This is a genomic window from Kosakonia oryzendophytica (assembly GCF_027886705.1).
In the GTDB taxonomy this organism is placed as follows: Bacteria; Pseudomonadota; Gammaproteobacteria; order Enterobacterales; family Enterobacteriaceae; genus Kosakonia; species Kosakonia oryzendophytica.
Map to the genome: position 1 here is coordinate 2410174 of NZ_CP115659.1, position 22069 is coordinate 2432242.

Sequence of the window (22069 nt, forward strand, 5' to 3'; positions counted from 1 at the left end):
TTTACAGCGCAGTGGCGGTTTTTCCGTCACGCTGTCAATATTTGTTGACAGACATCTTCCTGGCAGCCGGGAAGTGGCTTATCATCCTTTCATTACGTGAATGAATAAGGGTGACTATTCCCATGCGTCTGGAAGTTTTTTGCGAAGACCGCCTTGGTCTGACTCGCGAGTTGCTGGATCTGCTGGTGTTGCGCAGTATCGATTTACGCGGGATTGAAATTGACCCTATCGGGCGAATTTACCTCAATTTTGCGGCGCTGCAATTTGACGCATTCAGCAGCCTGATGGCGGAGATACGCCGTATTCCGGGGGTGACTGATGTGCGCACTGTGTTGTGGATGCCTTCTGAGCGGGAACATCGGGCGCTGAGTGCATTGCTGGAAGCGTTACCGGAACCCGTTCTCTCGCTGGATATGAAAAGCAAGATCGAACTGGCCAACCCTGCCAGTTGTCAGCTTTTTGCACAGGACATTGATAAATTACGTAATCACAACGCGGTACAACTCATCGCGGGATTTAACTTTCAACGGTGGCTGGACGGTAACCCGCAAAACTCGCATAACGAACATGTGGTGATCGGCGGGCAAAATTTCCTGATGGAGATCACGCCGGTGCATCTGGAAGGGGAAACCGGCGAACCGATGCTGACTGGCGCGGTGGTGATGCTGCGTTCGACCGTCCGGATGGGGCGGCAGTTGCAAAACCTCAGCCAGCAGGATGTCAGCGCATTTAGCCAGATTGTTGCTGTTAGCCCGAAAATGCGTCATCTCATTGAACAGGCCCGCAAACTGGCGACACTGACAGCACCGCTGTTAATCACCGGCGATACCGGCACCGGCAAAGATCTGCTGGCGCATGCCTGTCATCTTGCCAGCCCGCGTGCCGGAAAACCTTACCTGGCGCTGAATTGCGCGTCGATTCCTGAAGAGTCTGTGGAGAGCGAACTGTTTGGTCACGCGCCGGAAGGGAAAAAGGGCTTTTTCGAACAGGCTAACGGTGGTTCCGTATTGCTGGATGAGATTGGCGAAATGTCGCCGCGGATGCAGGTCAAACTGCTGCGTTTTCTCAATGATGGCACCTTCCGTCGCGTAGGCGAAGATCATGAAGTACATGTTGATGTCCGCGTGATCTGTGCCACTCAGCGCAATCTGGTGGAACTGGTACAAAAAGGTCTGTTCCGGGAAGATCTCTACTATCGGCTGAATGTTCTGACGCTGAACCTGCCGCCGCTGCGCGATCGTCCGCAGGATATCATGCCGCTGACCGAACTCTTCGTTGCCCGTTTTGCGGATGAACAAGGTGTACCGCGTCCGAAACTGTCGCAGGATTTGAATCAGTTGCTCAGTCGCTACGGCTGGCCTGGCAATGTGCGCCAGTTAAAAAACGCCATTTATCGGGCACTGACACAGCTGGAAGGTTATGAGTTGCGTGCGCAGGATATCCTGTTGCCGGATTACGATGCTGCAACGGTGCCGGTGGGGGAAGATGCCATGGAAGGATCGCTGGACGATATCACCAGCCGTTTTGAACGCTCGGTGCTGACTCAACTTTATCGTAACTATCCCAGCACGCGTAAGCTGGCAAAACGGCTGGGGGTGTCACATACCGCTATTGCTAATAAGCTGCGCGAATACGGCTTAAGCCAGAAGAAAGGCGACGAGTAGAAAACAGAAAGATGAATGAAAAAGCCTCCGAATGGAGGCTTTTTTTAATGCATCAGGAGCAGATCAGGCTTTCAGCACATCCAGCGCGGACGCGTAATCTGGCTCGGTGGTGATTTCATTCACCAACTGGCTGAACACAACGTTGTCGTTTTCATCAATGACGACAACTGCGCGAGCGGCCAGGCCTTTCAGGGCGCCGTCGGAGATGCCCACGCCATAGTCCGCCAGGAACGATTCGCTGCGCAGCGTAGAAAGGGTGATGACATTGCTCAGGCCTTCAGCACCGCAAAAACGGGACTGGGCAAACGGCAGATCGGCAGAAATACACAGTACGACCGTGTTGTTCATTTCGGTCGCTAACTGGTTGAATTTACGGACAGAAGCTGCGCACACGCCGGTATCGATGCTCGGGAAAATGTTCAGCACTTTACGTTTGCCAGCGAACTGCGCCAGTGTGACGTCGGACAGATCTTTAGCCACCAGAGTGAAAGCTTTGGCTTTGCTACCAACCTGGGGAATCGCGCCGGCAACGGGAACCGGGTTGCCCTGGAAATGAACGAGTTGTGACATAGATATCTTCCTGTTTACAAATAGTTAACGTCATCGATAGTGTATGTCATCCGCAGAGAACACGGCAAACCAATTTTCTTATCTATACTGGTTTACAGTGCAGCAGAGGAGTGAGGAATGCGAACCGTTAAAGTGTATGAGGAAACCTGGCCGCTGCATACACCGTTTGTGATTGCGCGTGGCTCCCGTAACGAAGCGCGCGTGGTGGTGGTGGAACTGGAAGAAGATGGCATCAAAGCAGTGGGGGAATGTACACCCTATCCACGCTATGGGGAGAGCGAGGCCTCGGTGATGGCGCAAATCATGACCATCGCGCCACAACTGGAAAATCGTCTCACCCGCGATGATCTGCAAACCTTGCTGCCCGCAGGTGCTGCGCGGAACGCGGTGGATTGCGCGCTGTGGGATCTCGCTTCACGTAAAGCGACGATGGCGCTGGTGGATTACATGGGTGTCACCCTGCCGCACACCCTCGTAACGGCGCAAACCGTCGTGATTGGTACGCCGGAGCAGATGGCTGCCAGTGCAGCTGCGCTATGCGAAAAGGGAGCGCAATTACTGAAAGTGAAGCTCGACGATCATTTGATCAGTGAACGACTGGTGGCGATCCGTGCCGCGGCACCCAACGCCATCTTGATCGTTGATGCAAACGAGTCCTGGCATAGCGAAGGTCTGGCGGCACGGTGCCAGCTTCTTGCCGATCTCGGCGTGGCGATGCTCGAACAGCCGCTCCCCGCCGGTAAAGATGATGTGCTTGCCAACTTTATTCATCCACTGCCGATTTGTGCGGATGAGAGTTGCCACACGCGAGCAAGCCTGCCCGCGTTACAGGGGCGCTATGAGATGGTGAACATCAAGCTTGATAAAGCAGGTGGGCTGACCGAAGCGCTGGCGCTGGCCGATGCGGCAGTTGAGCAAGGGTTTCAGCTGATGCTGGGTTGCATGATCTGTACCTCGCGCGCCATCAGCGCGGCGCTGCCGCTGGCAAACCGGGTGCGATTTGCCGACCTCGATGGCCCCACCTGGCTGGCGGTGGATGTCGAACCGGCATTACGCTTTACCACCGGTGAGCTTCACCTTTGAGGATCCCAGTGCAGTAACGCTGTCATCGCGGCGAGGTATTTTTCGCTGGCGTCATCGGCGGAGATCGGTGGGAATTCAACAGTGATGCAGTGCAGGTCAATGTCTGCGCACCAGCTCCCAAATGACCCCGGTGTTTCGTAACCGACGCTGGTCACCAGCGGGAGAGAAAAACGGGCAGATAACCACTGCCCAAGGGGGCTTTCTCGTGGGTCTTCCACGCAGGCCAGCGGATCGTGGAAAGTGACCACCCAGGCGGGGTGAATGCGATGAATCAACCGGCACAACGCCTGGGTTTCGGGCTCGGATCCGGGCGAATCGCCGGTTAACAACACCACATCGCGGTCTTCTGCTGCGCTGTTCCAGCGGTAAACCGTCTCGCCCGCTTTCCAGTTCGCGGCTGGGAAGTTGCGATTGAGATCGACCCCCCTCGCGTTGGCCCGCAAACCAAGCTGGCAACCGTCTGGATTGACCGCCAGCACCACATGATGGTGGCGCAGCTCGGGGGCCAGCGTGCGTAAAGCGCAGGAGAGCGTCACGATAGAGGCGTTTTCATCGCCATGCGTCCCGGCAATGATCAGGCCGCTTTCGCGGGTTGCCGTCGGCGCAGGGAACCAGAGTAACGGTGCCCCCAGCTGTGAGCGGCCAAACTCTTCACTACGGTGGGCAAACGCGCCGCGCTGCGGACGTGGTCGTGTGGCAGACATAAGCATCCTTTTTCTGTGGTGGCCTTAGAGCAAGTGTAAACATAAAGCGGGGCGAGGCAAATCATGCCACGCCGGTTAAATTGCTGTCCATCATCAATGTTTCTCCTCTCGCTGTTTGCATTCCTTCGTTTTAAAACAAATAATTACCTAATCTTTCGCCGGGAATGACACATCACAAGGGGATCCTATGACGCATCGACTTTCTATGTTGAGCTGCGCGCTCTGGCTGTGCGGTTTTTCTTCTGTTTCACTGGCCGCAGATGTGCCGCCAGGTACACAACTGGCGGCAAAACAAGAGCTGGTTCGGCATATCAAAGATGAACCGGCGACGCTGGATCCAGCCAAAGCGGTCGGCCTGCCGGAAATTCAGGTGATCCGCGATCTGTATGAAGGCCTGGTTAACCAGAATGAGAAGGGCGAAATTGTTGCAGGCGTGGCGTCCAAATGGCAAAGCAGCGATAACCGTATCTGGACCTTCACGCTGCGTGATAATGCGAAGTGGTCCGATGGCACCCCGGTCACTGCGCAGGACTTTGTTTACAGTTGGCAGCGGCTTGTCGACCCAAAAACCACCTCGCCATTCGCCGGTTTCGCCGCCCTGGCGGGGATTGCCAATGCTAAAAACGTGACCGACGGTAAAATGACGCCGGACCAGCTTGGTGTCAGTGCAGTAGATGCGCACACCCTACGAGTGCAACTGGATAAACCGCTACCATGGTTCCCCAGTCTAGCGGCCAGTTTCGCGTTCTACCCGGTTCAGAAGGCCAATGTTGAAAGCGGTGCAGAGTGGACGCGTCCGGGTAATCTGGTGGGGAATGGGGCGTATGTGCTGGCCGATCGTGTGGTCAATGAGAAACTGGTGCTCCAACCCAATAAACAGTACTGGGATAATGGCAAAACGGTGATCCAGAAGGTGACCTTTGTGCCGATCAACCAGGAGTCTGCCGCCACAAAACGCTATCTGGCGAACGATATCGACATTACCGAGTCGTTTCCGAAAAACCTCTATCAAAAATTGCTGAAAGACATTCCGGGGCAGGTCTATACGCCGCCGCAGTTGGGGACGTATTACTACGCGTTTAACACCCAGAAAGGGCCAACCGCCGATGCCCGCGTGCGTCTGGCGCTGAGCATGACCATCGATCGACGGATCATGGCGGAAAAAGTGCTTGGCACTGGAGAAAAACCAGCCTGGCGTTTTACACCCGATGTAACCGCCGGGTTTGAACCGCAACCGTCGCAGATTGAACACATGAGCCAGGCAGAGCTCAACGCACAGGCAAAAACGCTGCTACAGGCAGCCGGATATGGGCCACAGAGACCGTTGAAACTTACCCTGCTGTACAACACCTCCGAGAATCACCAGAAAATCGCCATCGCGGTGGCATCGATGTGGAAAAAGAATCTTGGCGCAGAGGTGACATTGCAGAATCAGGAATGGAAAACCTACATTGATAGCCGCAACAGCGGGAATTTTGACGTGATCCGCGCATCATGGGTAGGAGACTACAATGAACCGTCAACATTCCTCTCCGTGTTGACCTCTACCAGCAGCAGCAATATAGCGCGTTTCAACGATGCAGTTTACGACAAAGTGCTTAACCAGGCGTCGCAGGAGACCAACGCCACAGCGCGTAATGCGGATTATAACGAGGCGGAGCATATCATTGCGGAGAAAGCGCCGATTGCGCCAATCTATCAGTACAGCAACGGGCGTTTGATCAAACCGTGGCTCAAGGGTTACCCGATTAATAACCCGGAAGATGTTGCCTATACGCGCACGATGTATTTGCTGAAACACTGACAAAAAAATCCCCTTACATCACGGGAAGTAAGGGGAAACTCATTGATTACGGAATGGTTCCTGTCTAAGCAGGAGTCCATTAATTTTACTTAAGGAATGTGAAGGCACAATGGAGGAAATAAGGAGGCGATAGCGTTAACGTCGGCGATCTGCTTGTTCCTTCAGTAAAAAAAGCCCGCTTCATTGAGCGGGCAAAAAATACTGGAAGCAATGTGAGCAATGTCGTAATCAATACCTGACTGATTCACTCAGGTATTGATTGTTGAGAAAGATAATCTTTATCATTTGATGCTGCAACCCTTTTTTCGTGCGGGTGATGCGTTTGCTGCTTCTTGCCGCCTTTTTGCTGATGTAAAGCCGCCGTCTTTACGATTTTGGTCAAAAAACAAGCATACATTTGTGCTATAGTGGTGAGGTTTTCATCACTTACGAGGACATTATGGAGAGTGAATTAGACCCGACCCGACTGGCTATTGAGTATCTGCGTCGTGACAAAAGCGCATTGACCCCAGCTGAGTACTTAAAAAAACTCAAACAGCTCAGGCTGGAGTTCGAAGATTTGCTTACGCTGTCGCACACGGAACTCAAAGAAGAGATCGATTTTGCCTGGCGGCTGGGTATCCACTAATTTAACGCAAAGCTGTCATTCAGCAAAAAGATGCGCCCGCAGAACGGGCGCTTTTTTTGCCTGCACTCAGGCGGCAAGCACCTGGTTACGGCCATTGTTCTTTGCGCGGTACAGCGCTTCATCCACCCGTTTAAACAGTTCATCCAGGCTTTCATCTGGCAGATGACGAGCAACGCCAATGCTGACAGTGAGGCCCGGCAGACCCGGCATGGTGATACTCGCCACAGCCTGACGCACCGCTTCCGCCACCGCTAATGCGACATCAAGGGATGTGTTGGGCAGTAAAAGCAGAAACTCCTCACCGCCCCAGCGAAACACATGATCATCGGTACGACAGGTCGCTTCAAGCGTACGCGCCAGGGCGATCAGTACCTCGTCGCCGCGCTGATGCCCGAACTGGTCGTTAATATGTTTAAAGTGATCGGTATCCACCAGCAGTAAAGAGAAATCCGGTGAACCCGTCTGGTTTTGTTCCGCGAAGTGGTAAAACTGTCGACGATTGAGCAGACCGGTCAGCGCATCGCGGTGTGCGGCGTACTCCAGCTCCTGTTCAAGGCGCTTTTGCTCAGTAATATCGTGAATGATGCACAGCATCAGCCGCTCACCGTAAATCTCAATCGGCCCGGCGTAGGTCTGAACGTGCCGCGTGGAACCATCTGCAAGCTGGTGGATGAAATTCAATGGCTTATGTCCACCCGGCAGCCGGGATATTTCCGACATAATCGGCAAAACGCTGCGCCCAAGTGTGTTGATTTCCCAGGTATGTTTTTGGCACATCTCTTCGCGATCGTAGCCGTAAAAATGGAGTGCAGCGAGATTAGCATCAACGATTCTGCCATCGCGGGCCGTATCGATAAGCAGCATGGGGGCGGAAGTCGTATAAAAGAAACGAGCGTAAAAGCCTTGTTTACGCGACTGATAAGCCGCCGCACGACTGGTTTTAGGGATCGTGGGCGTCAGTCCGTAAATCCCTTCGAAGATCAGAACGTCGCCAACATCCTCCAGTTCACGCAGCGACGCCCGGCAACTGAGGCTGGTCTCTTCAGATACAGGGCCGATGCTCCAGATTTCGACCACTTCATCCTGATTTTGCAAACCGGGCAGATACATTGACAGGCTGTGTTGTGCATAGGCCGAATAAGTTCCATTACGCATTTCACTGAGTGTGCGGCCTGCCGACAGCTTTTTCGCCTTTTTATTGGCAAACAGCAACGTTTCTGTGTCAGGGATAACCACCCACACCGGGGTATCAAGAATATCCAGGGCTTCCAGGTGATGTTTCAGCATCGTTACTCCCCGTATCGCACATGTTGCCAGGTTGCAACAGACATATCATCGCGGCAATGCAATTACTTTATTGCAACATACCTGAAAAATAAGGTGTTATGCAGGTTTTTTTTGTGACGACTCTGAACATTCCAGTGATAACGCAAACGTTTTTTGATGGAGCAGCGCTGAGATTTTTTCAACAGGTAAGGGACGGGCAAAAAGAAAACCCTGCATGTACGAACATCCCAGGTGAGTCAGTAGCGCATGTTGTTCCTGTGTTTCAATGCCTTCCGCCACTACATGCATATTCATGGAGTGAGCAATATCGATAATGGTCGAGACGATTTTGACATTACGGCTATTATCACGAATGTCCTTCACAAAACTTTTATCGATTTTCAGTTCTGTCGCGGGGAGTTTTTTCAGCATCAACATATTGGAATAACCGGTGCCAAAATCATCAATAGCCACGGTGATCCCCAGTTGCGAAAAACGGTTCAATAACTGCACGCTACGATCGATATTTTTAAGTGCCGTGTTTTCCGTCACTTCCAGTGTTAACTGCGCCGGGTCGATATGATAACGCGCCAGCGAGTCTGCAATCAGATCGTAAATGTCGTGCTGTTCAAACTGCGTGGGTGAGAGGTTGATTGCCAGCTTAAGCTGCGTGAACCCCTGATTGTTCCAGTGATGCAACTGACGACAGGCAGCATCAATGACCCAGTGGCCAACGGAAATAATTAACCCGGTTTTTTCCAGCAGCGGCAAAAACACGCCCGGCAGCAAAATCCCATGCTGCGGATGACGCCAGCGCAACAGCGCTTCGAAACCGCACAGTGTATGACCCGGGGCGGTGTATTGCGGTTGATACCATAGCTCAAACTGATTTCGTGATAGCGCTTGCGACAGATCCTGTAAAAAGAGAGGGGCTTCTGCGGTTTTTTGCGCCATAGCCGTGTGATAGACCGCCCACCCGTTGCGTCCTTCCTGCTTAACGCTGTACATCGCGGTGTCGGCCTTTAATTTCAGTTCGTGCGCTGTTTTACCGTGCTCGGGGAAGTAGCTTACGCCGGCGCTGAGCGAGACATTAATAACATGGCTCAGTTCATAGAAAGGATGCTGTATTGTCGTGACCATACGGCGTATCAACGTCTCAATCTCTGCTTCGCTGGTGTCAGGTACCAGCAACATGAATTCATCGCCGCCAAGACGCGCCAGCGACATTTTTTGACTCAGGCAAGCGGAAAGCCGTGTGGCAACGGCCACCAACAACCGATCGCCGATATGGTGTCCCCAGGCATCATTTACCAGTTTAAAACGATCCAGATCCATATAAATCAGGGCAAAGGTGGTCTGCTCGTCTTTTGCGCGGTTAAGGCAGTTCTCCAGCAGGAGATCGAGCTGAATACGGTTCGCCAGCCCGGTGAGTGCGTCGTAATACGCCTGTTTTTCCAGCTGTTGATTCAACTGGCGCAAGCTGTTGGTCAGGCGGGATGTGCGCAGCTGAGAGTCAATCATCGAGATAAATAGCATAATGCCGAAGATCACGAGCGTCGTGGTGGCAACCCACAGCGAGAGTCCCAGTTCGCCTACGCCCGCGCTCATCAGATGCAGTGCATTACTGCGCACAATGATCCCGGAGCCATCGCTACTGAATGTCGCGGCGCTCATGCCAGTGTAATGCACGACGCAAATCGACACACCCATAACAAACGCAGCGAAAACACGGTTAATAAAGACGCTGTGTGTATTCTGCCGCAGGCTGAATGCCAGCCACAATGCAGCGCCTGCACTGAAAAAAGCGATAACGATGGATAGCACGATGCGAGCGACATTCCAGTAAATTGTCACAAACCCCATCATGGCGGCCATACCGAGGTTGTGCATTGCCACAACGCCTGTGCTCAGAAGCAGTGTGGCGAGCAGCAGACGTTTTTTAGACAGGGGATTGTTACTTACGGCAATATTGATGGTCAGTGTCGCCGCCAGTAAAGCAACCAGGAAAGAGAGAATGGTTAACGGCAGGTCGTAATGCATCATCATAGGGATTTTCATTGCCAGCATCCCGACAAAATGCATTGACCAGATGCCCATGCCCAGCGTGGCACCGCCAGCAACACGCCAGAACATTGCTATCCACGGCTCAGATGACATGACTTTCCCGGCGCTATCCAATGCAACAAAAGAAGCAATGAATGCCACTAAAAAAGAGATGCCGATCAGAATGGGACCCCACGAAACATAGAGCATCATGCAATCCACACGGGCAAAAGTTGTTAGCTAATCCTGGCACTAATTTTAGCAGCTAACCTGATGAAATTAATGGTCGCGTTCGCTTTATTATTACATGTGCGAATTAAACCCACCTTGCAACTTACTTTATTAATCGACCTGATGGGCAATAACATTAAATAAAATGAAGCGTTTAAGCATTATTTAAATGCATTTAAACGTGCTGAACCGAAAAAATGAACTCCAGGGTGACGAATTCTATATGATATATTTCAGAGGCAGGGCGGGAATTTTTAGCGCAATTCAATGCATACTACTGGTTTCTGGCGCTGATTCAGGTTTATTGTGCTGGATTAGCCGAAATCATGACAATTAAAAGGTGAACATTTTGCTACGTCAATTTCACAGTGTCAAAGTGGAATCCGGATGCTATAAGGATCATAACCCCTCCTGGTGTTTTCGTTGGTGTCATTATGTTAAAGAATATTAGTGTAAGAACATTTATTATTTTATTCCTGATGACGACTTTCATAATTATTGAATTGTTAGTGATCGTTATCTCAAAAAATAGTGTTTTGTTTGCTGCAACCAGCGTCGTTTCACTGACATCCCTGGGGTTATTGTGGCTATATATGACATATTACCTGGTCACGCCAATTAATACCGTCAAAAAAAGTATTGAAGCGGTAACCGCCGGAAATCTTTCTATTGTTATTCCGGAATTCGGTAATAATTGCGCCGGGCGATTGATTCCCGGCATCAACAGTCTTGCCCGCAGCATTGCAGCACTGGTCAAAGAAATTCGTTCCTCTTCGGATGCTGCATTGGATCTGTCGGCGCAGTTGGCCACCCGCAGCGAAGAGCTTTCCGTGAAGACCGAGCAACAATCTGCGTCTCTGGTGCAAACGGCTTCCAGTATGGAGGAGATGGCTTCCAGTACCAAAAATAACGCCGACAATACCCGCCTGGCCAGTAGCCGGGCAAAAGAGGCGAGCGCAAGTGCCCTTAAAGGGGGGACGTTAATGGGCCAGGTGGCGCAGAATATGCAATCTATTACCGACTGCGCCGATCAGATGACAGAAATCATCTCCCTGATTGACGGTATTGCATTCCAGACCAATATCCTGGCGTTGAACGCAGCGGTCGAGGCCGCACGGGCTGGCGATCATGGCAAAGGTTTCTCGGTGGTGGCGGAGGAAGTACGCAATCTGGCACATCGCAGCGCTGAAGCCGCGAAAAACATCAAGACGCTGATCGCCGTAACGACCAACAACGTGACGCAAGGTGCTGCGGTTGTGGGCGAAGCAGAGAAGAATATGCATGACATCGTTTCCGGGGCCAGCGTGGTCAGCAAATTGATGGATGAGATAGCCGTTACCACTCTGCAACAAGAGAAAGGTATTTCACAAATTACGCTGGCGCTGGCTGAACTGGAACAGGTCACGCAGAGCAACGTGACCATGGTTGATGAGCTGGCAGGTTCTTCCGATGTCCTGAAACATCAGGTTGAAGAGTTACAGCACCGTACCGGCAAGTTCCGCCTGGAGGCGGGAGGGCGCGCAGTGGCGACACCTCCGGTGGAGAAACGGCTTGATCCGATACCGGCAGCTGTACCTGCGGTGGGTAATCAGGAACATTTCTGGCACTCGTTCTGAGAAGAGGTGTGCTGTCAGACAGGCCCGGGTAACCGGGCTTTTTTGTTTTGTGAAAAAATTTGTTAACAAATTCAGCGTGATGATTGCTTAACGTTTCCATACGGCTAGACTGACAAACAACACCATGTTGATTGTGGAGGCGCTGTGGAAGCCATAACAGGAACCGATGTAAAAGTGCCGGACGCCGTCTTTGCATGGCTACTGGACGGAAAAGGCGGTGTAAAACCGCTGGAAGATGATGATGTCATTACTCAGCGTACGCCGTGCTGGGTGCATCTCAATTATACGAATCCGGAGAGCGCCCAGTGGCTGGCATCGACGCCAGTGCTGCCGAACAGCGTGCGCAATGCGTTGTCGGGCGAAAGTATGCGGCCCAGAGTGAGCCGCATGGGGGAGGGGACGCTTATCACGCTGCGTTGCATCAATGGCAGCACCGATGAGCGACCAGACCAGCTGGTGGCCGTACGTTTATATATGGACGAGCGAATGATCGTCTCGACACGTCAACGCAAAGTCCTGGCGCTGGATGATGTTGTGAGTGAACTTGAGGAAGGTACCGGACCTGTTGACTGCGGCGGCTGGCTGGTTGACGTTTGCGATGCACTGACCGATCACGCCAGTGAGTTTATCGAGGCGCTGCATGACCGAATTATCGATCTTGAAGATAACCTGCTCGACCAGCAAATTCCGCCGCGCGGTATTCTGGCACTGTTACGCAAGCAGTTGATTGTGATGCGCCGTTATATGGCGCCGCAACGTGATGTTTTTGCCCGTCTCGCCAGTGAACGTTTGCCGTGGATGAACGACGATCAGCGCCAACGAATGAAGGATATTGCAGACCGGTTAGGCCGTGGGCTGGATGAAATCGATGCCTGCATTGCGCGTACGGGAGTCATGACCGATGAGATCACTCAGGTGATGCAGGAGTCGCTGGCGCGCAGAACCTATACCATGTCGTTAATGGCGATGGTTTTTTTGCCCAGCACGTTTTTGACCGGACTTTTTGGCGTAAACCTGGGGGGTATTCCCGGCGGTGGCTGGCACCTTGGCTTCTCCATATTCTGCCTGATGTTGGTCGTGTTGATCGGGGGTGTTACCTGGTGGTTGCGGCGCAGTAACTGGCTGTAAAATTTAACGTTTTTAACAAAAATTGAACATAAAAACGCCATGTAACTTGCGCCAGGTCAATATATGACATACCTGTTCAAGGCAATATTTATCTCGCAGGTGAATGCAACGTCAAGCGATGGGCGTTGCGCTCCATATTGTCTTACTTCCTTTTTTGAATTACTGCATAGCACAATTGATTCGTACGACGCCGACTTAATGAGTCGGCTTTTTTTTTGCCTCCGCGCCATGAGCTTCTACCTTTAAGGTGTTACCTGTCCTTTATGGAGGTCAATATGTCGCATCTTACCTTAACGCATCCCGCGAACTCTTTACCCACCGATCCGATCCCGGTCGACCCGGTACCGGTTCCCGATCCGATCCCGCGTCCGCAGCCGTTGCCAGACCCGCCGCCGGATGAAGAACCGATTAAGTTGTCGCGTTAACCGGGTAGATCTGAGAGGATACGCGCCTGCTGAACGTAAGCCTTTTACCACGAGAATATACTGTGACCGCTTTTTCAACGTTGAATACCTTGCCCGCAGCCCAGATCGCTAACCTTAACGAACTGGGCTATCTCACCATGACACCGGTACAGGCCGCCGCGCTGCCAGCCATTCTCGCCGGAAAAGATGTGCGCGTGCAGGCAAAAACCGGGAGCGGTAAAACAGCGGCGTTCGGCCTGGGCCTGTTGCAGCATATTGACGCCAGCCGCTTTCAGACGCAGTCACTGATCCTTTGTCCGACGCGCGAACTGGCCGATCAGGTTGCCAGCGAATTGCGTCGTCTGGCGCGATTCATGCCGAATATTAAAGTGCTGACACTGTGCGGCGGGCAGCCATTTGGCGCACAGCGTGATTCGTTGCAGCATGCGCCGCACATTATTGTCGCCACACCCGGTCGTCTGCTGGATCACCTGCAAAAAAACACCGTGTCGCTGGATAACCTGCAAACGCTGGTGATGGATGAAGCTGATCGGATGCTGGATATGGGATTCAGCGACGCCATTGATGAAGTGATCCGCTTTGCGCCGGTCACACGTCAAACCCTGTTGTTTTCCGCTACCTGGCCAGAAGCGATAGCGGCAATCAGCGGTCGGGTACAGCGCAATCCTGAGACAATCGAAATCGACACTGTCGATGCGTTGCCTGCGGTTGAACAACAATTCTTTGAGGTCTCTCGTCACGGCAAAATTAGCCTGCTGCAAAAACTGCTCAGCGAGCATCAGCCCGCATCCTGTGTGGTGTTCTGCAACACCCGGAAAGATTGCCAGGAGGTGTGTGATGCGCTGAATGACGCAGGGCAGGATGCGCTGGCTCTGCATGGCGATCTGGAACAGCGCGACCGCGACCAGACGCTGGTGCGTTTTGCCAATGGCAGCGCTCGCGTGCTGGTCGCCACCGATGTGGCGGCGCGGGGCCTGGACATTAAATCGCTTGAGCTGGTGGTCAACTATGAGCTGGCATGGGATCCGGAAGTCCACGTTCACCGCATTGGTCGTACTGCGCGTGCGGGAAACAGCGGTCTTGCCATCAGCTTGTGCGCGCCGGAAGAGGCGCAGCGCGCGAACATTCTCAGCGAAATGCTGCAACTGAAGCTGAACTGGCTTACTGCTCCGTCAAATGTCAGGATCGCCCCGCTTGAAGCGGAAATGGCGACGCTGTGCATTGACGGCGGTAAAAAGGCCAAAATGCGTCCGGGGGATGTGCTCGGTGCACTGACCGGAGATATGGGGTTAAACGGCGAGGATATCGGTAAAATCACCGTCCATCCGGCTCACGTTTACGTCGCAGTACGCCAGAGCGTGGCGCACCAGGCATGGAAACAGTTGCAGAACGGGAAAATCAAAGGCAAGGCCTGCCGTGTGCGGTTACTGAAGTAAATCGGAAAGCCTCTCTGACTCACACATCAGAGAGGCCAGAGGATCACTTCACCTCAATAACGTTAAGTCGCAGCTCGTCCAGTTGCGCGTCGTCATCTTCCGGCTGCCAGCCTGCGGGCTGCAACGGGATCTCTTCGCGATCGAACGCCAGGTCGCCGCCGTTGACCACCTCAGAGTCGTGGTTGATACCTTTAAAGTCGAACAGATTAATGTCGCTCAGGTGCGACGGCACCACGTTCTGCATCGCGCTGAACATGGTTTCAATCCGGCCTGGGTAGCGTTTATCCCAGTCGCGCAGCATATCGGCAATCACCTGACGCTGCAGGTTCGGCTGCGAACCGCACAGGTTACAAGGAATGATCGGGAACCCTTTGGCCTGCGAGAAACGCTCAATGTCTTTTTCGCGGCAGTAAGCCAGCGGGCGGATCACGATATGTTTGCCGTCATCACTCATCAATTTAGGCGGCATGCCTTTCATTTTGCCGCCATAGAACATATTCAAAAACAGCGTTTGCAGGATATCGTCACGGTGATGTCCCAGCGCGATTTTGGTCGCGCCGAGTTCCGTCGCGGTGCGATACAGAATACCCCGACGCAAACGGGAGCAGAGAGAGCAGGTGGTTTTCCCCTCGGGGATCTTCTCTTTAACGATACCATAGGTGTTTTCTTCGACGATCTTGTACTCAACACCCAGCGTGTCCAGATATTGCGGCAGAATATGTTCCGGAAAACCAGGTTGCTTCTGGTCGAGGTTCACCGCCACCAGCGAGAAGTTGACCGGCGCGCTCTGTTGCAGATTGCGCAGGATTTCCAGCATGGTGTAGCTGTCTTTACCGCCGGAAAGACAGACCATGATGCGATCGCCTTCTTCAATCATATTGAAGTCAGCAATGGCTTCGCCCACGTTACGACGCAGACGTTTCTGCAATTTATTCAGGTTGTATTGTTCTTTTTTGTTAATTTCTTGATTTTGCGACATGAAAAAGGCTCAATTCCGGTTTTTAGCGCCAGCCGGTACGGCACCGCTGACAGACATACGCTATTAGGGCAGGATTGTAGCAATGATTTGCGCCGGAGGCAGACTTTTATCACACTGTGGGAAAGAAGGCGGGGTGGAGCCCGCGTGATAGTCTGGCTGCTCCTTTTTCAGGCGAGTTTCTTTTCCGGAAATTTGCCCTTAACCACGCCATCATAAAAGCGACCTTTGGACACCACCGTTAAAAACACCGAGAAAATACGTTCCGGTACGTCGCGATACTGGTAAATGCTGTTGTCATGAAAACGAATTTCGAGGATGCGGTTCAGGCTGTCATAACCTACAGAAGCGATTCGTGACGATGTAACGGAATGATGATGCATAAACGTCGCTCCTTGCAGGTGGCATGAATGCTGATTATTAGTCAGCATTCATGCCGCTGTCATGTGAAATCCGTGCGTTAAAAAAGCCACCGGCGTTAACCGGTGGCTTTTTACACACTGGCGGTTACTCCGCCTGATTTTTCTCCGCTTTTCCGGCCAGTTGCGCCAGGAAGTCATAGCGTTTTTGCAGATCAACCGCGGCATCTTTCCACAACTGCTCCGCCACGTCCGGCTGTTGTGCGTTCAGGCGACGGAAGCGCTGTTCATTCAGCAGCGTCTCCGCCAGTGCGTCAGATGGCGGGCGGGAATCTAACGCCAGCGGAATTTTACCTTCCTCTTCACGGCGCGGATCGTAGCGGTACAGTGGCCAGAAGCCGGTGGCAGTAAGCTGGCGCATCTGATCATGGCTCAGTGCCAAATCATATCCATGCTCTTCACAAGGGCTGTACGCGATGATGAGCGACGGGCCTGGGTACGCTTCTGCTTCCTGAATGGCTTTCACCGTCTGGTTTAGCTGTGCGCCGAGCGAAATCTGCGCGACATAGACATGGCCGTACATCATCATGCTGACGCCAAGATCTTTCCGCGCTTTACGTTTCCCGTGCTCGCCAAACTTGGTTACCGCACCCAGCGGCGTGGCTTTGGAGGCCTGACCGCCGGTATTGGAGTAACACTGGGTATCCAGCACCAGAATATTGACGTTTTCGGTCAGGCTCATTACATGATCCAGACCGCCAAAACCGATGTCATAGGCCCAGCCATCGCCACCGATAAGCCAAATCGATTTCTCAACCAGCGCATCGGCATCCCTGAGCAATTGCTCTGCGCCAGCGACATTCGCCAGTATTGTGCGTAATTGCGCAACTTGCTCGCGTCTGACCTCCGGTGTGGCATCCGCATGCAGCGCCTCATTCAGCTCCGCCGGAAGGGCATCAGCGAACTGATCGACCAGTCGCATAACACGCTGGCGATGCTGATCGACACTAAGGCGGAAACCCAATCCGAACTCGGCATTGTCTTCAAACAGCGAGTTAGCCCATGCCGGGCCGCGGCCATTGGCATCGGTGGTATAAGGCGTGGAAGGCAGGTTACCGCCATAAATCGACGAACAGCCGGTGGCATTGGCGATCATCATCCGGTCGCCATACAGCTGCGTCAGCAGCTTGATATACGGTGTTTCACCGCAGCCAGAACAGGCACCGGAGTATTCAAACAGCGGCGTAATCAGCTGCGAGGTACGGATATCGATGCGCTCCAGTGTGTTGCGATCGATTTCCGGCAAGTTGAGGAAGAAATCATAATTTACTTTCTCTTCTTCAACATGCTCAAGGCGCGACATCATATTGATGGCCTTGATATCCGGGTTCTGGCGATCTTTCGCCGGGCACACTTCAACGCACAGGTTACAGCCAGTGCAATCTTCCGGCGCCACCTGCAAGACGTATTTCTGCCCACGCATATCGCGGGATTTCACGTCCAATGCATGCAGGCTATCGGGTGCATTTTCCATTGCTTGCGGTGACACCACTTTGGCTCGAATGGCCGAGTGCGGACAGGCGGCGACGCAGTGGTTGCACTGGGTGCAGAGATCCTCTTTCCAGATGGGGATCTCTTCGGCGATATTGCGTTTTTCCCAGCGGGTCGTGCCCACCGGCCAGGTGCCGTCCGGCGGCAGAGCGGAGACCGGCAACGCATCGCCAAGACCGGCCAGCATGGCGGCGGTCACGGTTTTCACAAAGTCTGGCGCAGCATCAGAAACCACCGGTGGACGATGTGCGCTGGTCGGGTCGACGGCTTGCAGCGGAACGTTGAACAACGACTCGCGCGCCAGCGCTAACGCCTGCCAGTTACGCTCCACCAGTTCCTGGCCTTTACTGCTGTAGCTTTTGGCAATGGCCCCTTGCAGTTCCGCCAGCGCGCTATCACCCGGCAACACATGGGTCAGATGGAAGAACGCCATTTGCATTACGGTGTTGATACGCGCCGCCAGACCGCACTCGCGGGCAATTTTTGCCGCATTAATGACATAGAAGCGAGCATTTTTCTGATTCAGCACCGCCTGGACTTCCTGCGGCAGGCGCGCCCATACTTCGTCTGCACTGTAAGGTGTATTCAGCAGGAAGATGCCGCCTGGTTTCAGGCGTTCGGCCATCAGGTACTTATCAATAAACTGTAACTGATGACAACCGACAAAATCCGCCTGTGACACAAGGTAGGCGGAATTGATGGGTTGCTCGCTGACGCGCAAATGCGAGACCGTCAGTCCGCCAGCCTTTTTCGAGTCGTAGACAAAGTAACCCTGGGCATACCACGGCGTGGCGTTGCCAATAATCTTAATATTGTTTTTGGTGGCCGAGACGCTGCCATCGCTGCCCAGCCCGTAAAACAGGGCTTCCAGTTTGGCGCGTGAGGGAAGGGTGTTCTCCGGCAGCGGCAGCGACAGGTTTGTTACATCATCATAAATACCGACAGTGAAGCGGGCTTTGGGTTTGGCGGCGCGCAGTTCGTTGAACACGGCCAGTACGCATTCCGGGCCAAACTCTTTCGACGACAAACCATAGCGACCGCCAATCACGCGCGGCAGCGTTTCGCGCTCGCCATTATTAAAGGCTTCCGCCAGGGCGGTCATCACATCGAGGTACAACGGCTCCGCCTGCGCACCGGGTTCTTTGGTGCGATCGAGCACGGCAAGGGTTCGCACGCTTTCCGGCAGGACAGCGAGCAAATGCGCGGCGCTGAACGGGCGATAAAGGCGCACTTTCAGTACGCCGACTTTTTCGCCGCGCGTCAGCAGTTCATCCACCACTTCTTCGCAGGTGCCAATAGCGGAACCCATCAGTACCATTACGCGATCGGCCTGTGGATGTCCGTAATATTCAAACGGCTGATACTGGCGGCCCGTGGCAGCAGCGAAATCGTTCATCGCCTGTTCAACATGTGCATAAACCGCGTTGTACCACGGGTTGGTGGCTTCTCTGGACTGGAAGTACGTGTCCGGATTTGCCGAGGTTCCGCGGATCACCGGATGTTCCGGATTCAGCGCACGTGCGCGGTGTGCATCGATTTCCTGCTGCGGCAGCAAACTGCGGATCGTGTCATCCGACAGCGGCATGATCTTATTGATTTCGTGTGAAGTACGGAAACCATCAAAGAAATGAATAAAAGGGACGCGACTTTTGAGGGTCGCCATGTGCGATATCAGCGCGAAATCCTGTGCTTCTTGTACGCTACTGGCAGCCAGCATGGCGCAGCCGGTCTGGCGGACGGCCATGACATCCGAATGATCGCCAAAAATAGACAATGCATGTGTAGCAACAGTGCGCGCGGCGACATGCAGCACAAACGGCGTCAGTTGCCCGGCCAGCTTATACAATGTGGGGATCATCAGCAGTAAGCCCTGCGATGACGTAAACGATGTGGAGAGCGCGCCGGTCTGCAATGCCCCGTGCACGGCGGCAATAGCACCTGCCTCAGACTGCATCTCCACCACCCGGGGCGTGTCCCCCCAGACGTTTTTCAGACCGTTACCCGCCCAGGCATCCGCCTGTTCAGCCATGGTTGAGCTGGGGGTAATGGGATAAATGGCGATAACTTCACTGGTGCGAAACGCAACGGAGGCGACCGCGCCATTACCGTCAATCGTGATCATAGACGATCCTTACATTGCTAAAATAAAAGGGACGCGTATAACAGCGACGAGTCCTGTAATTATTCCTCTATTTTAGCAAACCGCCTGCCGCGCAATTTTCGCTTTTGTGTCCTCAGACATAACGCTAATCAATGAATTGTTCTATTTACCGGCGTTGCAGTGTCAATAAATCGCAAAAAATGTACTCAGGTCGCATAAATACGCATTTCAGCTCTCGACGTATTGCGCTGCGCTGCCTATCATGCATGGGTTTCGCGTTAATAAGAGCCAATTCCATTTGGGCAAGGGGAAGAGAAATGCGTGCTGCGTTTTGGGTAGGATGTGCCGCGTTATTGTTGTCGGCGTGCAGTAGTAATGAACCTGTTCAACAAGCCACTGCCGCGCATGTTGCGCCGGGGCTTAAAGCTGCGATGTCGAGCGGTGGACAGGCGAATTGCGCAATGGTTGGCGGTGCATTATCTGCAGCACGTCAGCTCGACGGCACGATGGTTGGCATGTGCGCATTACCCAATGGCAAACGTTGTAGCGAACAGGCGCTTGCCACCGGGAGCTGCGGCAGCTACTAAGCTTTGTTCGCGCGCTTGTAGACCAGAGACTGATTGGCGGTCGCCAGCGTCAGTTGATTGTTGGTGAGATCTACCTGCACACCGTTGCTGAGAAGCTCATTGATGGTGTGATCCAGTTCGTTGCGCTGCGGCTCTGCACACAACATCATGGTCATACCCATATGCTTAACGGTCAGTTCGCCGCCGGAGAGTTTCCCCTGGCCGGTAAAGCCGTTGCACATTTTGCCGGAAACACGTAAGTCCTTATCAAAACTGATTTCCGGCAGTTGCCCGGTTAACTGCACCGGTTGGCCGTTAACGGTTTCCAGCACAAATCGCTGGTTCGCCAGTTGCTCTGGTTTCAGGGTATCGCTGCGTGAACTGACGCAGCCAGAAAGCACCGCGCTCAGTGCCACTAAGGTCATGATCTTTTTCATCTCGTCCTCTAAGGGCTTTTCCATCAAAACGCGGCAGTGTATCAGGCCGCGTTGGTGTGTCATCGGGGATTTTCTTAAAGCCGCCCCCGTACTGAGGGGCGCGGCAATCAGACCAGTGCGTTCGGGCAGGTTTCGCCGTCACGTAACTGGCGCAGGTTTTCCAGCGTCGTTTCGGAAATGCTGATCAGCGCTTCGGCGGTAAGGAATGCCTGATGGCCGGTAAACAGCACGTTATGGCACGCCGACAGACGACGGAAAACGTCGTCCTGAATCACATCATTAGACTTATCTTCAAAGAACAGATCGCGCTCGTTTTCATACACGTCCATTCCCAGCGCGCCGATTTTCTGCGTTTTCAGTGCATCAATCGCCGCCTGCGAGTCAATCAAGCCGCCGCGGCTGGTGTTGATGATCATTACGCCATCTTTCATCTGCGCAAAGGCGGCGCGGTTAAGCAGATGGAAGTTTTCCGGCGTTAGCGGGCAGTGTAGGGAGATCACGTCCGCCTGGGAGAACAGGGTTTCCAGGTCGACATACTCGACGCCAAGCTCCAGCGCGGCTTCACTCGGGTACGGATCAAACGCCAGCAGCCGCATACCAAACCCTTTCAGAATGCGTAATGCGGCAACGCCGATCTTGCCCGTGCCGATCACGCCAGCGGTTTTGCCGTACATGGTAAAACCGGTCAGACCTTCAAGAGAGAAGTTAGCATCACGTGTGCGCTGATAGGCACGGTGAATACGGCGGTTCAGCGCCATCATCATGCCAATGGCATGTTCTGCAACGGCTTCCGGCGAGTAGGCGGGGACACGCACTACCCGGAGGCCCAGTTCTTTGGCTGCCTCTAAATCGACATTATTAAAACCGGCGCAGCGCAGAGCGATAAACTTCACGCCGTGTTTCTTCAACTCTTCTAACACCGGACGGCTACCGTCATCGTTAACGAATATACAGACGCCATCGCTGCCGTTGGCCGTTTTCGCCGTCCTCTCGGTTAACAGAAAGTCGAAAAATTCAAGCTCGTAGCCATAATCTTTGTTAACATGCTGCAAATACTTTTTATCGTATTGCTTTGTGCTATATACCGCGAGTTTCATAAGACTTTCTCCAATGGTTTACTACCCTTATTATCACGTTTTAAAATTATTATGTAAACATTCAAATTTAATTGATAATGCCAGGTAGGGTTAATGTGCCTGAATTCAGTATAACGGCTGAACCGGGGTCATCCTTAACGGAGATGTCTGAGTGAACTGCGCGCGCCCCAGCAGATGAAAAATGCAATAAACACGCTGATAAGCCAGGGGATTTTCGAACCGTGGAAGTCCTGTTCACCGACATAACTGCCCAGACTGAAACAGGTAAAAACCGTGGCTCCGGCAAACCAACCACGAATCAGTGACGCTTTGGTAAACATAATCAATATCCATAAATAAATGAAACGTCGGCACTATCTGCTTGCGCTACTGAAAATGCAACAG

The 22069-nt window shown here is 53.1% G+C and carries 19 protein-coding genes; 9 read left to right on the forward strand and 10 right to left on the reverse strand.

Annotated features, from left to right (window positions below):
* Positions 1-122: 122 nt before the first annotated feature.
* Positions 123-1664 carry a transcriptional regulator TyrR gene (tyrR, locus tag O9K67_RS11780; RefSeq protein WP_061496148.1) on the forward strand — a complete coding sequence of 514 codons (1542 nt, stop codon included), beginning with the start codon at positions 123-125 and terminating at the stop codon, positions 1662-1664.
* Between the two features lie 63 nt (positions 1665-1727).
* On the opposite strand, the gene tpx is transcribed toward tyrR, so the two are convergent.
* Entirely contained in the window at positions 1728-2234 is a 507-nt protein-coding gene (tpx, locus tag O9K67_RS11785; RefSeq protein WP_061496146.1) for a thiol peroxidase, read from the reverse strand.
* Between the two features lie 117 nt (positions 2235-2351).
* Here tpx and ycjG point away from each other — a divergent pair, with 117 nt between their 5' ends.
* Entirely contained in the window at positions 2352-3317 is a 966-nt protein-coding gene (gene ycjG / locus O9K67_RS11790) for an L-Ala-D/L-Glu epimerase (protein WP_061496144.1), read from the forward strand.
* Here the strand turns inward: ycjG and mpaA are convergent.
* Positions 3308-4021: a murein tripeptide amidase MpaA gene (gene mpaA / locus O9K67_RS11795; RefSeq protein ID WP_061496142.1), complete on the reverse strand. Its 714-nt coding sequence runs from the start codon at positions 4019-4021 to the stop codon at positions 3308-3310. The genes ycjG and mpaA overlap by 10 nt on opposite strands.
* 187 nt (positions 4022-4208) lie before the next feature.
* Here mpaA and O9K67_RS11800 point away from each other — a divergent pair, with 187 nt between their 5' ends.
* Together O9K67_RS11800 and O9K67_RS11805 are read left to right on the forward strand one after the other, a co-directional pair.
* Complete coding sequence (locus tag O9K67_RS11800; protein WP_061496140.1) at positions 4209-5825, forward strand: peptide ABC transporter substrate-binding protein; 1617 nt, start codon at positions 4209-4211, stop codon at positions 5823-5825.
* Positions 5826-6264: 439 nt separating this feature from the next.
* Positions 6265-6453 (forward strand): YdiH family protein, encoded by a 189-nt coding sequence (locus O9K67_RS11805; RefSeq protein ID WP_061496138.1) that lies wholly within the window; start codon positions 6265-6267, stop codon positions 6451-6453.
* A gap of 66 nt (positions 6454-6519) precedes the next feature.
* On the opposite strand, the gene O9K67_RS11810 is transcribed toward O9K67_RS11805, so the two are convergent.
* Positions 6520-7740 carry a GGDEF domain-containing protein gene (locus O9K67_RS11810; RefSeq protein WP_061496136.1) on the reverse strand — a complete coding sequence of 407 codons (1221 nt, stop codon included), beginning with the start codon at positions 7738-7740 and terminating at the stop codon, positions 6520-6522.
* Between the two features lie 96 nt (positions 7741-7836).
* Positions 7837-9972, reverse strand: coding sequence for a putative bifunctional diguanylate cyclase/phosphodiesterase (locus O9K67_RS11815; RefSeq protein ID WP_271044669.1), 2136 nt, complete (start codon positions 9970-9972; stop codon positions 7837-7839).
* Positions 9973-10427: 455 nt separating this feature from the next.
* Between O9K67_RS11815 and O9K67_RS11820 the strand changes: the two genes are divergently transcribed.
* The 4 genes from O9K67_RS11820 (at position 10428) to dbpA (ending at position 14598) form a co-directional block, all read left to right on the forward strand.
* Entirely contained in the window at positions 10428-11609 is a 1182-nt protein-coding gene (locus tag O9K67_RS11820; RefSeq protein WP_061496132.1) for a methyl-accepting chemotaxis protein, read from the forward strand.
* A gap of 144 nt (positions 11610-11753) precedes the next feature.
* Entirely contained in the window at positions 11754-12737 is a 984-nt protein-coding gene (gene zntB / locus O9K67_RS11825; protein WP_061496130.1) for a zinc transporter ZntB, read from the forward strand.
* 275 nt (positions 12738-13012) lie between these two features.
* Positions 13013-13162 carry a proline-rich small protein YnaL gene (gene ynaL, locus O9K67_RS11830; RefSeq protein ID WP_167352643.1) on the forward strand — a complete coding sequence of 50 codons (150 nt, stop codon included), beginning with the start codon at positions 13013-13015 and terminating at the stop codon, positions 13160-13162.
* Between the two features lie 62 nt (positions 13163-13224).
* Positions 13225-14598: an ATP-dependent RNA helicase DbpA gene (dbpA, locus tag O9K67_RS11835; protein ID WP_061496128.1), complete on the forward strand. Its 1374-nt coding sequence runs from the start codon at positions 13225-13227 to the stop codon at positions 14596-14598.
* 43 nt (positions 14599-14641) lie between these two features.
* Here the strand turns inward: dbpA and ttcA are convergent, their stop codons facing one another.
* The 3 genes from ttcA to nifJ all read right to left on the reverse strand — a co-directional run bounded on the left by ttcA (position 14642) and on the right by nifJ (position 19606).
* Entirely contained in the window at positions 14642-15577 is a 936-nt protein-coding gene (gene ttcA / locus O9K67_RS11840; protein ID WP_061496126.1) for a tRNA 2-thiocytidine(32) synthetase TtcA, read from the reverse strand.
* A 167-nt stretch (positions 15578-15744) separates the two neighbouring features.
* Complete coding sequence (locus O9K67_RS11845; RefSeq protein ID WP_061496124.1) at positions 15745-15957, reverse strand: KTSC domain-containing protein; 213 nt, start codon at positions 15955-15957, stop codon at positions 15745-15747.
* Positions 15958-16081: 124 nt separating this feature from the next.
* The gene (gene nifJ, locus O9K67_RS11850; protein ID WP_061496122.1) at positions 16082-19606 is read right to left on the reverse strand and encodes a pyruvate:ferredoxin (flavodoxin) oxidoreductase; all 3525 of its coding nucleotides are present in this window, start codon (positions 19604-19606) and stop codon (positions 16082-16084) included.
* A 296-nt stretch (positions 19607-19902) separates the two neighbouring features.
* On the opposite strand from nifJ, the gene O9K67_RS11855 reads away from it, so the two are divergent.
* Entirely contained in the window at positions 19903-20172 is a 270-nt protein-coding gene (locus O9K67_RS11855; protein ID WP_061496120.1) for a putative hemolysin, read from the forward strand.
* Here the strand turns inward: O9K67_RS11855 and hslJ are convergent.
* The 3 genes from hslJ to O9K67_RS11870 form a co-directional block, all read right to left on the reverse strand.
* The gene (hslJ, locus tag O9K67_RS11860; RefSeq protein ID WP_061500051.1) at positions 20169-20588 is read right to left on the reverse strand and encodes a heat shock protein HslJ; all 420 of its coding nucleotides are present in this window, start codon (positions 20586-20588) and stop codon (positions 20169-20171) included. The genes O9K67_RS11855 and hslJ overlap by 4 nt on opposite strands.
* A gap of 107 nt (positions 20589-20695) precedes the next feature.
* Complete coding sequence (locus O9K67_RS11865; RefSeq protein WP_061496118.1) at positions 20696-21685, reverse strand: 2-hydroxyacid dehydrogenase; 990 nt, start codon at positions 21683-21685, stop codon at positions 20696-20698.
* Between the two features lie 134 nt (positions 21686-21819).
* Positions 21820-22005: a hypothetical protein gene (locus O9K67_RS11870; protein WP_061496116.1), complete on the reverse strand. Its 186-nt coding sequence runs from the start codon at positions 22003-22005 to the stop codon at positions 21820-21822.
* Between the last annotated feature and the right edge of the window lie 64 nt (positions 22006-22069).